Below are 14,189 nucleotides of genomic sequence, written 5' to 3' on the forward strand. Positions count from 1 at the left end.
CGTTTCATAAAATGTAAATAGAACTGTGTAAGGCGATGCCCGCTCGGAGGCGGGCATGACATCGCGACCGAAGAGGCCGGGATGACAACCCTTCGACAGGCTCAGGGACCTTTCACAATTACAGTCTCTTGAGAACTGCGGCGGCGTGGTGGATGAAGCCTTCTTCATTAGCCACGACAGCGATTGCCTTCGCATTCTTCTTGATAGCCTTTTCGCTATACTTGATGATGCTCATGCGCTTGAGGAAGTCATAGACGCCGAGCGGGCTGAAGAAACGACCCGTGCCGTTCGTGGGCAAAACGTGGTTCGGGCCTGCAAAGTAGTCGCCCACCGGTTCAGAAGACCACGGACCGATAAACACAGCACCCGCATTTTCGATCTGGGCAGCCATCGATTCGGCTTCGTCCGTCATGATTTCCATGTGTTCCGGAGCAATAGCATTTGCAATTGCCACACCATCGAACCAATCCTTCACCACGAGGATGCGACCGAAGTTGTCGAGCACCTTCGTCAAAAGTTCCTTCTTCGGAGAATTTTCAACCTGGATATCCACACATTCGCTAATCATCTGTGCGGTTTCCATGTTGTCCGTAATGCAGATAGCGGCTTCAAAGCCAGAACCGTGTTCCGCCTGGCTCAAAAGGTCGGCAGCGACAAAATCCGGATCACAGGTGTTATCAGCAAGCACGAGCACTTCGGACGGGCCTGCCACCATGTCGATATCAACAATGCCAAAAACTTCCTTCTTCGCGACAGCGGCAAAGACGTTACCCGGGCCCACAATCTTATCAACGCGTTCCACGACAACCTTGCCCTTAGCATCCTTGGCACCGTAAGCGAGCATGCCGATAGCCTGAGCGCCACCGATGTGGTAAACTTCAGTAATGCCAAGTTCGCAAAGCACAAAAGCCACAGCGCGGTTGATTTCGCCCTTGATCGGAGTCACGACAACGATGTCCTTGACACCAGCGACAATGGCCGGAACCGCATTCATGATGACCGTGCTCGGGTAAATGCCAGCACCACCCGGAACGTAGAGACCCACGCGCTTCATCGGGCGGATACGCTGACCGAGAACCACACCGTCCTTGCCTTCCATGAGCCAGGAATCTTCCATCTGGTTCACGTGGAAATCGCGGACGTTCTTAATAGCCTGCTTGAGTGCACGCTGCATTTCGGGCGGGCACTTGGCAGCAGACTTCTTGATTTCGGCTTCAGAAACGCGGAGGTTCTTGCCCTTCAGACCATCGAACTTTTGGGCGTATTCAACAGCCTTCGCATAACCGCCGTTCTTGATGTCGGCGAGAATGTCCATAACCTTGTCGTGAATTTCCTTGCTCGGAGCAACTTCACGACCACAAATTCTATCAATCTCTTGAGACTTCGGAGTAACTTTTACGATTTTCATTTTAACAGACCTTCTATTTTAAAACTTTTGCCTACTTCTTGGGCGAAGCCTTGTCCGCATCATTGCTCGGTGTTCCCACATCAATGTGCTTGTAAGCGTTTGCAATGACCTTGTCTTCAATCAGAATCTTGTACGTAAGGCCATCGACAAAGGCGGTCCAGCAAGCTTCGATGATGTTGCTCGAAACACCGACCATGTTCCAGTAGCCGTGTTCATCGCCAAACGTTGTCCACACGCGAACAGTCGCATCGGATGCAACGTTGGAACCGAGCACTCGCACCTTGAAGTCGTCGAGGCGCACGCTTTCCATGCACGGGAAGAACGGCAAAAGAGCCTTACGAAGAGCGGCATCGAGAGCATTCACCGGGCCATCACCTTCGCTCACCTGATGGCTGATTTTGTCGCCAACCTGGAGCTTGACCGTTGCCTGCGATACAGAAACACCCTGCGGAGTCTTATCTTCAATCACGCGGTAGTTGAGCACCTTGAACGGTTCCTTGACCATTCCCAAGTGGCGGTACACAAGCAACTTGAAACTTGCTTCAGCGCTGTCAAAATGCCAGCCTGCGTTTTCGCGTTCCTTGATTTCTTTGAGGAGGCTTGCTACCAGCGGATCCTTCTTGTCGATACCCGGCTTGATGGCCTTGAGTTTTTCCACAACAAGAGAACCACCCGCCTGATCGCTCGTCACGAAAACGCGGTCATTGCCCACGGAATGTGGGTCGATATGTTCAAAACTGCGAGAAACCTTCATGACGCCATCGATATGCGCACCACCCTTATGGGCAAATGCGGCATCGCCCACATATGGAGCATGCACGTCGCTCGGCAAGTTCACAATCTGGTCGATGTTGCCGCTAAGCTGGCGCAAATGGCTCAACTTTTTAGCAGCAGCAAAATCGCGATCCATCTTAAACTTCAAATCGGCAGCAATAGTCGTGAGGTTTGCATTACCGCAACGTTCACCGTAGCCGTTCACCACGCCCTGCACCATCACGCAACCGGCCTTCACGGCGTAGAGCGAGTTCGCAACCGCAAGTCCGCTATCGTTATGCACATGGATACCTAGCGGAGTAGAAATATGCTTTTGCACATCCGCTATGATTTTTTCAATTTCCCACGGCATCGTTCCGCCGTTCGTATCGCAAAGCACGATACAATCAGCATGGCCCTTTTCTGCGGCACGGAGCGTTTCAATCGCGTATTCCGGATTTGCCTTGTAGCCATCAAAAAAGTGCTCGGCATCGTAAATCACTTCCTCAGAATATTCCTTGAGGTATGCCACAGAAGACTCGATCATGTCGAGGTTTTCCGTAAGCGTCGTGCGAATCACGTCCGTTACATGCAAATCCCAGCTCTTACCAAAAATCGTCTTGACCGGAGCTTCGGACTTGATCAAAGCCTGCAAAAGCGGATCGTTTTCCGGCAAGATTTTTGGACGACGCGTAGAACCGAAAGCGGCAATTTTCGCGTGCTTGAGCTTTACATCCTTGATAAGCTTGAAAAATTCTTCGTCAGTCGGATTACTCGGGTTCGGCCAACCGCCCTCGATATAATCAAATCCAAAATGGTCCAAAATTCGTGCAATCTGCACCTTGTCGGCTAAAGAGAGACTTATTTTACGGTCTTGGTTACCGTCACGGAGAGTTGTATCGTATAAAAGGACTTTCATGTAAGTAAAAATAGAAATTTATAAAAATGGCGATGCCGGAATAAATCCGGCATGACAGCATAATGGGCTAAGTCAGAACTAATCTAGCATGACAGCTTAATACGCAAAATGCTGCGGTTAGTAGCTATTCTTTATCATCGAAAGCTTCGGCGTCTTCGGGTTCTTCGACGGTCCACTCGCGAATGTGCTTTGCAAGTTCCTTTTCGCCAGCACGTTCAAGTTCGTCCGAAATCGCATTCAATTCAGCGGCGTCTTGCGCAGGCAATTCCTTTTCGAAATGATTGACGTATTGCCCTAGCAACTCAAACTTCTTGAGGTTCGCAAGGAGCATCATGTAGCTCGTGTCGCAAGTATTGCTGCGGTACTTCACATGGTCAATCAAAAGCTTATCGAGTTCAGAACCGCTCTTGAGCATGCAAAGTCTCGAAAGGTTCATGACCTTCGGGAAACATTCGTACAAACGCGTAGCATACTTGAGGCAATCCGTCTTGCGGCCTTCGCGGTCAGCAATCGCAGCCTGCAAATCGAGGAACGCTTCCTCGTCTTCAGCGCCAGGATCCTTCACGTCACCTAGCCATTGCTTGGCCATTGCAATATCGCCTGCGACAAAGTAAGAGTTTGCAATATCGATAAGCGTTGCATTGCTCTTGTCCGGATCCTTGTAAAGCGAAGCCTTCGCAAAGTTTTCAGTATCCTTGATAGCATCAGCCATGTCACAAATCGCATCAAGAACGTCTTCACGATTTTCAAGTTCGGTTGCATCAATCACGCCAAGAAGCTCGACAATCAAAGCCTTAGCGCGTTCAACCGGCATCACATCTTCGATCGAAAGGAAAACGACCTCGCGGCCTTCCCCACCCACATGGCGCACAGCCAAATCGTGAATCAAGTCGGCAATGTAGTCCTTGTCGTCATAAGTTTTTGCAACTTCGATAAAGAACGTGCCTGCATCGTAGAACAAGTCGTTCCACGTTTCCATTTCATCATCGTCAGCCTTGAACGCCAAAAAGTCGGCACGGAGCGTCCAAGCAAGGAGTTCCAGTTGAACCTTAACATCCTTGATTTTTTCAATTTCATCAAGACCATTTGCAATAGCCTCGTACAAATCGTCCGGGCGGTGCAACAAACGGCTTTGACCACTTACAATCTCGCGAAACGTCTTGCGGAGATTGTCTTCTTTACCACGAAAAGCCGCCTCGACAGAAGGCGACTTCCAAAATTTTTTCTTTTTAGCCATGTTCTAAATGTAGAAATTACTTGGCCCAGCTAAAGGACGGATAACCGCCAAACTTGGCCGGATCGATAGCCCAAACTGCGCCAGTTCCATTCAAAGTAGCAACAAACGTTGCAGCCTTCATTTCTTCCGTCGTAAATCCGGTCGGAAGTTCTGCGCTCATTTGGTTTGCAACAACGAGGCACGTGCCGCCAACGGTCTTGTCATAATAAACGTTCGTCACCGTTGCGGTCGAAGTCACCTTGCCAGCCACCGTTCCCGAAAGATTGTTATCAGGAATCTTTCCCGAATTATAACCAGATTCCAACTTGGCATCATTATCGACAACGCCAACAAGTCCACCCAAGTTAGAAGCCTGACCAGAAATTTCACCCTGATTGAACAAATTCGTTGCCGCAACAGCCTTCAAGCTACCAATGACACCACCAGCAACCATCACCTTCTTTACAGTAACGGTTCCCGTATTGAAAGCTTCATTAACAGAAGACTTATTCGAAGCAACGGCAATAACACCACCGACATTGCTCAACTGGCTTTCGTCAGCGGTCACAGCACCATAGTTACCGGCTTTTTCAAGTTTAGTGGACGAAAGTGTACCCACCACGCCACCAACATCCTTCGTTCCCGCCACAGCACCGAGGTTCAATGCCATAGAAATAGAGCTTTCTTCACCGACACTCGAAGAACCGCCAACGACACCACCTACAACTGATTTACCAGCCACAGTAGCACCATTCGTCAAACCCGTGAGCGCACCATTTTGCACACTGCCCAAAACACCGCCAACGTTGTTTGTACCGCTAACAGAACCCGACACAGAGGCGTTCGTTACAGTAACGTATTTCGCTTCGCCGACCAAACCTCCGACACGATCCGTGCCCTTAATTTCGGCGTTTTCAATCGTGCAATTTTCCACCGTCACTGAATCAGCCAAACCAGCAAGCACACCAGCAACAGAGCCAACATTCATCTTGGCATCCTTAATAACGACATTGCTAATATGCGCACCGCGAGCAAGTCCAAACAATCCGCTATAGCTAGCAGTATCGTTGACTGTCAAGCCAGAAATTGTCTTGAGCGAGCCATCAAAAGTGCCGCTAAAGACACGGTTACCTAAGCCATAAGCGTTCTTGCCAAAAATACCAATCGGACTCCAAGGCTTTGTAAGAGCAATATCAGCCGTGAGCTTAAAGAAATTATCTTTGAACGTCATCGAGGAATCGTTCACATAGAAGGCAAGTGAAGCCAAATCTTGTTCACTCGTAATCAAGAACGGATCTTCTGCCGTACCTTTTCCGCTCCAAATCAAGGAATAATCCCTGGTAATCGGTTTAAGGTCTTCATCGGGGATATTTTCGGGAATAGAATCCTTCGGTTGTTCCTGCGGATTTTCAGGACCTGGATTATTACCAAAATTTCCCGAATTGCTGTCGCTACAAGCGAAAAGAAACATTGGCAAAGTTGCCACAGATAAGATTTTAGCAAAGCGCATACGGCATCCTCTTGTGAGTTATTCCACACTCCTTCTTTTAAATTAAATAAAAAAAGGCCCGAACGTACTAAAGTTCAAGCCTTTTTTCAAATTTTTTAAGGATGCCCGCGGGATTACCCCGACACCTTACTTGCCGTGGTGTTCAGCGTGGTGTTCGCAGCCGCAACCGCCGTTACCATCGCAATTTTCCTTATTGCCATGGTCGCCACATTCACATTCGTGATCACCGTCGTGGCCACCGCAGCAGCAGTGGTGTTCGAACGGCTTGAGGTCATCTTCAGTAGCTTCACGAACGCTCACAACTTCAATTGCAAAGTTGAGGTTCTTGCCAGCGAGTTCATGGTTAGCATCAATAACAGCAGTCTTTTCGCCAACGGACTTGATGCGAATCTGCATCGGACCACCCGGAGTCTGAGCATAGAAAGCCATACCCGCTTCGACCTTGTCGACACCCTGGAACACGTTGAGCGGAACTTCCTGAGTCATGCGTTCATCGTATTCGCCGTAGCCTTCGGCCGGAATGACAACAACGTCAAACTTGTCGCCCACATCGTGACCGACCATCGCCTTTTCAAGACCCGGAACGATCATGTGCATGCCCTGGATGTACTGGAGCGGTTCACGACCTTCGGAGGAATCGATCACGGCACCTTCGTCAGATTTGAGGGTGTAGTGCATCTGGACGACTGTTTTTTCAACAATTTTCATAAATATCCTTTATAATCGCAGGCGGACCCGCGGTTGAACTATGAGCCGCAAATGTAGAAAAAAGAGGCTAAACGCTTACCTGGCTTTCACGGTATTCACCGCCAAAGGCGTGTCCGCTCACCGAAAGGATCGGCGGGAACTGGATGCGTTTTGCCAAAGCAAGTCCCTTGAACCTACGGTACCAATGGCGCATATCCTCGAGTGCCGCTTCGACCGTCGGGAGTTTTGACTTGAAATAAACGGCATCTACGCCGAGCGATTCGCAAAGCGAACCTTCCAGCAACAGCTTTTCGGTAAAGCTCAAACTTACCCCCTTTTCGACCCACATGGCAAAAAGTTTGTCGTGGTATGGGTAAAGAATCGGGTCGCCCTTGCCTTCATCAACATTCATCGCTTCGGAAAGTTCCGCGCTCGCCGGAATATCAATCGACGCCTTCGGGATAATTTCTTTATCGCGGTTGATATAACGAGCAAGTTCGTAGACTTGCGTTTTCCACAAGTCACCAATAGCGCACATCACACCGCAAGAATCACCATACAACGTGCAATAGCCGACCATCGCTTCGCTCTTGTTGCCATTGCAAGTAACGCCACCGCCCACCACCGACGCAACCGTCGAAAGGATTGATGCAGAACGCGTCCTCGCCTGCAAGTTCTCGTGATTAATTCCCGCAACCTTCATCACGGTATCGTTACGCACAAAAGAGCAACGTTCAAGCGTATGGCAAACCGATTCGATAATATCAGAAATCGGAGCCACCATATATGGCGTTCCCAAATTTTCGGCCAAGTCACGAGCGGCATTCTTCGTCGTATCGGAATTGAAGCGCGTCGGCATATTCACGAGGAACACATTCTCCGGTCCAATCGCTTCAGAATAAAGCACTGCAGAAACGGCACTATCGATACCGCCACTAGCACCAATGACCATGCGCGAAATATGGAACATCTTCAAGTTTTCGCGAATCATGAACACGAGCGCATCGTGAATTTCAGCAATTTCGCTCGTGTATGGCTTTGCGGATTCCGCATAAACTTGAACATTACCATCGACAAATTCAACGACGGCCTCGGCCTCGCTAAAAAGAGGCATTTCAAAGACAACTTTACCATCGCAGTCGAACACGCGGCTTCCACCCGAAAGCGCATAGATGTTCTTACCGGTATTGTCGGTTCCGACACCGTTCAAGCAGACAACCGGCATTGCGCAATCCTTTGCCAAATGCGCCAGTTCCTTATTTTCGGCTTCACGACGACCAACCACATAGAAATCGCTACCATGCGTCACATGGGCAACATTCAAAAGCGGAGTATCATCGAGTACGTCACCGCACAAGAAAAACGGCATGTTGCCAGCATACTTGCGAATTTCAGCCCAGTCAACCGGAAGAGCCTTATTGCATGGTCCCGTCAACGCATTTCGCGGAAACACGACACAATCGACATCGGCGGCCTTAGCGCGATCGAAAGCGGCTTTCATCGTTTGCATATTCGCCGGCACATTACCCGGCAGAATTTTCATCTGCACCACATAAAGTTTCATTTCAATATCCTCTATGTTGGAAAAATAAAAAAAATGCACCGCACATGAGCGATGCATTTTTCAAACGCGCGTCCTAAACCCTATTCGTACTGCGGAGCTTCGAAAGAGGTCGGAATCTTCGGCGTATCCGGGTCACTATGGATGAACGAGAATCCGCTAATCTTGTTAGTAGCTTTATCAATCGGTCCGGTCTGGAGTTGGCCATGGATGCTCGACGTGCACTTGTCCGGATGCAAGCATCCCGAATTGCGCATCATCAAGTGGTAACCATAAACTTCCCAGACGCCACTCTTGGATTCAACATTTTTTTGGCCTTCGAAAGCAGAAAGTTCATAAGAACCGTCAGCCTTGAGCGTGAAATTCCATTCAATACCATCTTTTATATTTTGCCATTCACCGACAAAATCGCTAGCCTTTTCGTATTTATATTCGCTAGATTCGACATTGCAGCTCATCGTGGTTGTCGTTTCACCATTAGACATAGAAATGGTATTTTCCGTTCCGACAGAATAAGCATACATTGAATAAACTGGCTTGTTATAGTATGCCGGACGCATCAACAACGTGCTACGTTGGATATCATAATGGCCGCCAATCCAGTAGGCAACTTTATCACCAACTCCATTTTCAACGATATACGAATTGTCGAAGAACGTGAACGTTCTCGTCGTATCGCCATCGGTGCACTTGTAAATTTTGTCCTTAATGTCTTCGGCCTTGGAAACCTTGCCCTTCGCCACAGTGACGCTAGCCTTTACAGCTTCGCTATATTCCTTCGAGCCATTGACCGCATACTTGACGACGCCGTTCTCATCGACAATGAACGAAATCGTGAAACCGTTCTTGTCCTTGAGTTTTTCCAAAATCTTTTTAACGGCATCCGTTTCAGCATACTGCTTGCCGACATTACCGTCGACGAATTTCACTTCGCCATTTGCAAAATCCGTATAGGTCACAATCCACATTTCATTCGGAATGCGGAGAGCAACAAGGCCCTGCTTGCTACCCGTAGAAAGGTAAACAGTCTGATCAAACAACTTGAGTTCAACATTCTTTTCGAGATCCGTAAGCTTTGCAGCGCGAGCACCCTTAGGAACGTCAACTGAAGACGAAGACTTCGGAGCCTCAGCACTCGATGAAGAAGAGTTAGCCTTATTCTCAACAGAAGAAGAAGACTTATCACCTTCATTTTTTGTACTGGACGAAGACTTTTCATTCTTGGAATCCGAGGATTTCTTATCGCCTTCCTTTGAATCAGAAGACTTCTTATCATCTGTTTTTGAAGAAGAAGACTTCACTTCACATTCATCGGAATCGCAATCATCTTCTTCGGAAGAAGACGAAATCTCAGTATCGTTATTTTTGGGAGAAGAGGGATTATCATCATCTCCGCAAGCAGCAAAAAGGAATGCGGAGGACACCAAAAGGGCAAGCAATTTTTTCTTATTCATAGTATTTAATATAATTTATTTAGTCCAATTTAGACCAACAAAAATTTACAATTTCCGCGAAAAAAGTCTAAAAACGCTCAAATTATTCAAATAACTGTATTATATGGAATTCCTAATTGCTAAACGGGCAGCCCGGATGGTAATCTAAATCAGCTTCGGCTTCTTCGATGGAAGGCGCGGCATCATACAAAAAACCCGCCAAAGCCTGCTCGGCCGAAACACGTTCCCCGCCAATCCAGTTTTTCAGAACGGCAAGTCGCTTCGAGATCCACCACGGAAGCGGAATCATCATGTGGCGCATTCCAGCAGATTTAAGCACATACGAAGCCATTTCCGCCATCGTCATGACAGTCGAACCCGCAAGAGCGTATGTTTTCCCGACCGCTTTTGATTCAAGGCCAGCAACAGCGATCCCCTTGACCAAATCCACACTGCAAACCGGGCGTTTGAGGCACTTGCCTCCCCCCGGCATAAAATAGAGCGGGAACTTTTTCACGTAATCGCGGAACATGTTGAATTCCACGCCACCGCCATCGCCAATTACAAGCGTAGGTCGCACAATCGTCCAATCCAAACCAGACGCATGCACAAGCGCTTCGCCCTTCTTTTTGCTTTCGCCATAGGGCGTAAGCACCGGATATGTCACGGAAATGCTAGAAACATAAAGGAAGCGACGCACGCCAGCAAGTTTGCAAGCCTCAATAACATTGCGCGTTCCCCACGTATTCACGTGTTCAAAAGCACCACGTTTTGTTGATAAAAGAATTGCCGCCAAGTGATAGACGACATCCACCCCTTCAAACGCACTTTTTATCGATTCAAAATCGGTGACATCGCCGTAACAGACATCCACCTCAGCAGGCAAGGATTTTGCCAAAGAATCGCCCGGAAGCGTCAAGACGCGGACACACACTCCCCGTGCTATAAGTTCCCGGCACAACGCCTTCCCTACGACGCCGGCGCCACCCGTCAATAAAGCAATCATGCTAGGCTTCCAGCATATAACGGATATCCTGAATGCGCCTTGCGAGCGACGCATCCTTTTCCATCTGCTTTTTTAGGGAATTTATGGCGGCGATTACAGTGGCATAGTCCCTGCAGAACATCGCGCCGATATTCTGGAGAGAATCGGTCGTGAGTTCGCGGCAAAGGAACATAGCCACCTTGCGGGGCATAGAAATCGCAGCAGACTGTCGCTTGGACGAGAGTTCGCAAACTTCAACGCGGTATTCCAACGCTACAGCCTCAATAATGTTCTTGGACGTAAGTTCCACATGGCCACCATGTTCCGATGGAGCCACAAGACGCTTGACGCTATTCAAGTTCAAATCAGCCTTGCAGAACATGTTCATAGCGCCAAGGAAGTTCAAAAGACCTTCAATCAAGCGCACATTCTTGCGAGGCGGCATCGAAAGGTAACGGCAAATTTCTTCACGGTCAGCCTTTGCAAACGGCAAGTCTTCGGATTTCTTGCTAATCAAGTGCATGCGAGTGAGCAAATCCGGTTCATCAAGGCCCACAGCAACACAGGATTCAAGCGGAGTAAGGAGTTTCTTGGAAATGCTCGGAATCGAGGATCTCGAAGAGTTGCGTTCGTTATCCGTATCGACAACCTTGAACTTAGACGGATGGCGGTCGCAAGAAATCACCACCTGCTTGCCTTCGGCGCGCAAATGCCTAATCAAAATGGCAAGGCGTTCCTGCGTCCACAAGCCCTTTTCCAAAAGTTGAACGTCATCAAGCAACAGAATATCGCAAAGCTCATAACGTTCACGGAACTTCTGGGCAAGTTCACGTACATTGCCCGTCTTATTGTGAAGAGCCGATGCCATTGCAGTCGCATCACGCAAAAAATCGTATGCATGGCAATAGACGATCGAATAATCAGGATGGTTCTTCTGGATTTTTGCAGCAATGGATTGCAACAAATGAGTCTTGCCCAAGCCGCTTTCGCCATAAACAAACAGCGGATTCAACGACGGGTCGCCCGGATTTTCGGCCACAGCCTGGCATGCGCGGAAAGCCGTGGAATTGCACTCCCCTTCGACAAAGTTTTCAAAAGTATAGCGTGCATAAAGCGATAAAGCCTGTTTCGGACGCTTTACCGGTTTCGGAGCTTGTACAACCTTCGGGATAACCGGCACCGTGAGCTTGATTTCGGGAATCGGGTCCGAAGGAGCAATCTGACGGATGCGATAATCAACAAATTCACTACCAAATACAGCCGTAAAGGACTTGCGCAATAAATCGCCATAATGGGAATTCACCCAGTTCTCGCGAAGCTCGTCAGGAACAGTAAGCAAGGCATAGCCATTGCACATTCCCTCATAACCAAGAGCGTCAAGAATTACGGCACCAAAAAAGTCCTTGCATTCCGAACGCACGCGGTCGAGCACCTGTTGCCAGGGCGACTCTGCAATATCCAACAAAGAAACAGTATTATCCACGATCTAAAAAACCAATCAAGAGTATAAAAGAGCAAGCAAAAAATAAGAAAGGAAAATTGAAGAACAAGCAACCAAACGAAAAAAATTTTTTATTGTCCGTTTTTTGTTCAAAAACGGCAATTTTTTTTTGAAAACACTTTTTATCCGACTTTTTCCAGTTTACACCACCCTTACGAACGTATGTGTAACAAAATTATCACTTACTATTAGCACAAGTTATCAACAGGTATTTTTTCAAACATCCCTTGACAAGATTTTTCTTACTTTAAGCATACAAAATATTATACAAATGGCGAAATTCGTTCAAAAACGCCATTTTTTTGTCATAAGAAAAATGTAACTTGATGAAAATCAACAAGTTACATGCACAGTTTGTTACCACAAATGGAAGCCTAGACCCACTGCAAAAACATGGTGAGAGAACATTACAACTTACGGATTCTGCGGAGGCGGAGGATTATTATTTTGTCCGTTATTTTCACCAAGCTTTTCTTGCAAGTGGTCAATCCGGTCTTCAAGTAATTTCTCGATTTCAGGAAGCAAGCGGTCCTTCACGCGATCAAGATACAAGCATTGCAGTTGAATCATGCGGTTACGATGGCGGCCTGCAAATTCCTGAATCCAGTGGCTTACGGCCTGCTGGCGATCCTGAATCTTGTCATGCAAAGAACGCTGGATGAAAGTTCTCTGGACTTCCATATAGCGCTGCATATTGAACGGCATGCGGTAAGTACGAATAAACTGTTTTAGCAACACCAGCAAGCAAAGATGATCATTGCATTGATGATCACGAATGAACAGCTTCAATTCTTCCAGATGCTTCTGGAAGAATGGGACAATCGCTTTATCATCAATCTGATAAAGTTCAAGTTCATCCTGTTCTTTTGTCGCTTTATCGACAGCCATATTCCAAATCTATTTTTTTACCGTTTCCTACACTTTTGCATGTTTCACAAGAAAGCTGAATTTGGCGTTTTTTTCGTTATTTAAGGTACTTTTTCCCAAAAAAACGCGTCCTTCAGTTCCCGGATTCAACCTATCTGCGGCAGCGCCGCGGAAATCTAGCATTTCTTCAACTTCGCACTTTTGCATGCCATCGGGCGTCATCAATTCCAACGTATCGTCCATGGAGAACGGATTTTTCACGTTCACAAGGCATGCACCCGTAGCTTCATCAAAGTCCTTCACCTGAGCCGCCACGCAGCCACCTTCTGCATCCACATGCGTTGCTTCGTAATTCTGCGGCAAAGGACCACGCAAGAATCCCGGCATAAAGCCACGCCCATCGACAAATCGAATCGCACGACGGCTTTCTTCGGGCACTGGATTTCCGGCAGCCACAGCATCAATTGCCATACGATAAGCGCGCACCACCTGGCTCAAGTAATACACAGAACGCGTACGGCCTTCGATTTTGAAGGAATCAAGGCCACCCGCCACGAGTTCAGGAATCACATCCAAGGCGCAAAGGTCACGGCTACTCATAAAGTAGGTGCCCCATGTATCTTCATCGAGCGCAATCGGATCGAGTTCCGGGCGGTCAGTGCGCTGCAGAGCAAACGAGCCTTCGTGTTCGCGATAGTCCTCAACCTGAGGACCGGAATTCGCATACAAGCGATACGGCATGCGGCAACTGTTATCGCAGGCGCCCTGGTTCGCATCGCGGTGCGTCACCCAATTCGAAAGCATACAACGTCCAGACATAGCCATGCAAACAGCACCATGAACGAACACTTCAAGTTCAAGGTCCGGGACTTGTTTCTTTATCTCTAAAATTTCAGACAAGCGAAGCTCACGGCTCAAAATAATTCGACGAACACCTAAGTTTTTCCAAAACGAAGCGGCTAAGTAGTTAGTCGTATTTGCCTGCACGGACAAATGAACTTCCGTTTCGGGATGTTCCTTCAAAAGCCAGCCTACAAAGCCCGGATCAGCCACAATCAAGGCATCTGGTTTGAGTTCCAAAGCCGCATTCAAAGCCTTTTGGAAAGATTCCACCTTAACATTTCGCGGAATCACATTACTCGTGAGATAGAACTTTTTACCATGTTCATGCGCATAAGCAATGCCTTCAGCAAGGTCATCAAGATTCTTGAAGCCGTTTTCGCGAGCTCGCAACGAGAACGCCGGTTGCCCCGCATATACAGCATCTGCACCATAAGCAAATGCATACTTCATTCGTACAAGGTCACCCGCAGGTGCTAAAAGTTCAGGCTTTTTCATTTTTAGGCGTT

At 47.9% G+C, this 14,189-nt stretch carries 11 protein-coding genes; all 11 read right to left on the reverse strand.

From position 1 onward, the window contains the following. Positions 1 to 118: 118 nt before the first annotated feature. Positions 119 to 1,408: a histidinol dehydrogenase gene (gene hisD / locus BUQ91_RS06350; protein WP_074208566.1), complete on the reverse strand. Its 1,290-nt coding sequence runs from the start codon at positions 1,406 to 1,408 to the stop codon at positions 119 to 121. Positions 1,409 to 1,439: 31 nt separating this feature from the next. Continuing rightward, entirely contained in the window at positions 1,440 to 3,080 is a 1,641-nt protein-coding gene (gene cimA, locus BUQ91_RS06355; protein ID WP_074208567.1) for a citramalate synthase, read from the reverse strand. 124 nt (positions 3,081 to 3,204) lie between these two features. After that, the gene (locus BUQ91_RS06360) at positions 3,205 to 4,317 is read right to left on the reverse strand and encodes a hypothetical protein (protein ID WP_074208568.1); all 1,113 of its coding nucleotides are present in this window, start codon (positions 4,315 to 4,317) and stop codon (positions 3,205 to 3,207) included. 16 nt (positions 4,318 to 4,333) lie between these two features. Next, positions 4,334 to 5,767, reverse strand: a complete 1,434-nt coding sequence (locus BUQ91_RS06365; protein WP_254842264.1) for a hypothetical protein — start codon at positions 5,765 to 5,767, stop codon at positions 4,334 to 4,336. Positions 5,768 to 5,932: 165 nt separating this feature from the next. Then, complete coding sequence (locus BUQ91_RS06370) at positions 5,933 to 6,514, reverse strand: FKBP-type peptidyl-prolyl cis-trans isomerase (protein WP_074208569.1); 582 nt, start codon at positions 6,512 to 6,514, stop codon at positions 5,933 to 5,935. A gap of 67 nt (positions 6,515 to 6,581) precedes the next feature. Beyond that, a complete protein-coding gene (gene nadE, locus BUQ91_RS06375) occupies positions 6,582 to 8,057 on the reverse strand; it encodes an NAD(+) synthase (RefSeq protein WP_074208570.1) in 1,476 nt (491 codons plus the stop codon). 80 nt (positions 8,058 to 8,137) lie between these two features. Then, positions 8,138 to 9,508 carry a hypothetical protein gene (locus BUQ91_RS06380; protein WP_072830432.1) on the reverse strand — a complete coding sequence of 457 codons (1,371 nt, stop codon included), beginning with the start codon at positions 9,506 to 9,508 and terminating at the stop codon, positions 8,138 to 8,140. Between the two features lie 112 nt (positions 9,509 to 9,620). Further along, the gene (locus BUQ91_RS06385) at positions 9,621 to 10,493 is read right to left on the reverse strand and encodes an NAD-dependent epimerase/dehydratase family protein (RefSeq protein ID WP_072830430.1); all 873 of its coding nucleotides are present in this window, start codon (positions 10,491 to 10,493) and stop codon (positions 9,621 to 9,623) included. A gap of 1 nt (position 10,494) precedes the next feature. After that, positions 10,495 to 11,955, reverse strand: coding sequence for a DnaA ATPase domain-containing protein (locus BUQ91_RS06390; RefSeq protein ID WP_072830428.1), 1,461 nt, complete (start codon positions 11,953 to 11,955; stop codon positions 10,495 to 10,497). Positions 11,956 to 12,387: 432 nt separating this feature from the next. Continuing rightward, positions 12,388 to 12,861 carry a hypothetical protein gene (locus BUQ91_RS06395; protein WP_072830426.1) on the reverse strand — a complete coding sequence of 158 codons (474 nt, stop codon included), beginning with the start codon at positions 12,859 to 12,861 and terminating at the stop codon, positions 12,388 to 12,390. A gap of 27 nt (positions 12,862 to 12,888) precedes the next feature. Next, positions 12,889 to 14,178 carry a U32 family peptidase C-terminal domain-containing protein gene (locus BUQ91_RS06400; RefSeq protein ID WP_072830424.1) on the reverse strand — a complete coding sequence of 430 codons (1,290 nt, stop codon included), beginning with the start codon at positions 14,176 to 14,178 and terminating at the stop codon, positions 12,889 to 12,891. Positions 14,179 to 14,189 lie beyond the last annotated feature (11 nt).

The organism is Fibrobacter sp. UWB11 (assembly GCF_900143015.1).
GTDB lineage: Bacteria > Fibrobacterota > Fibrobacteria > Fibrobacterales > Fibrobacteraceae > Fibrobacter.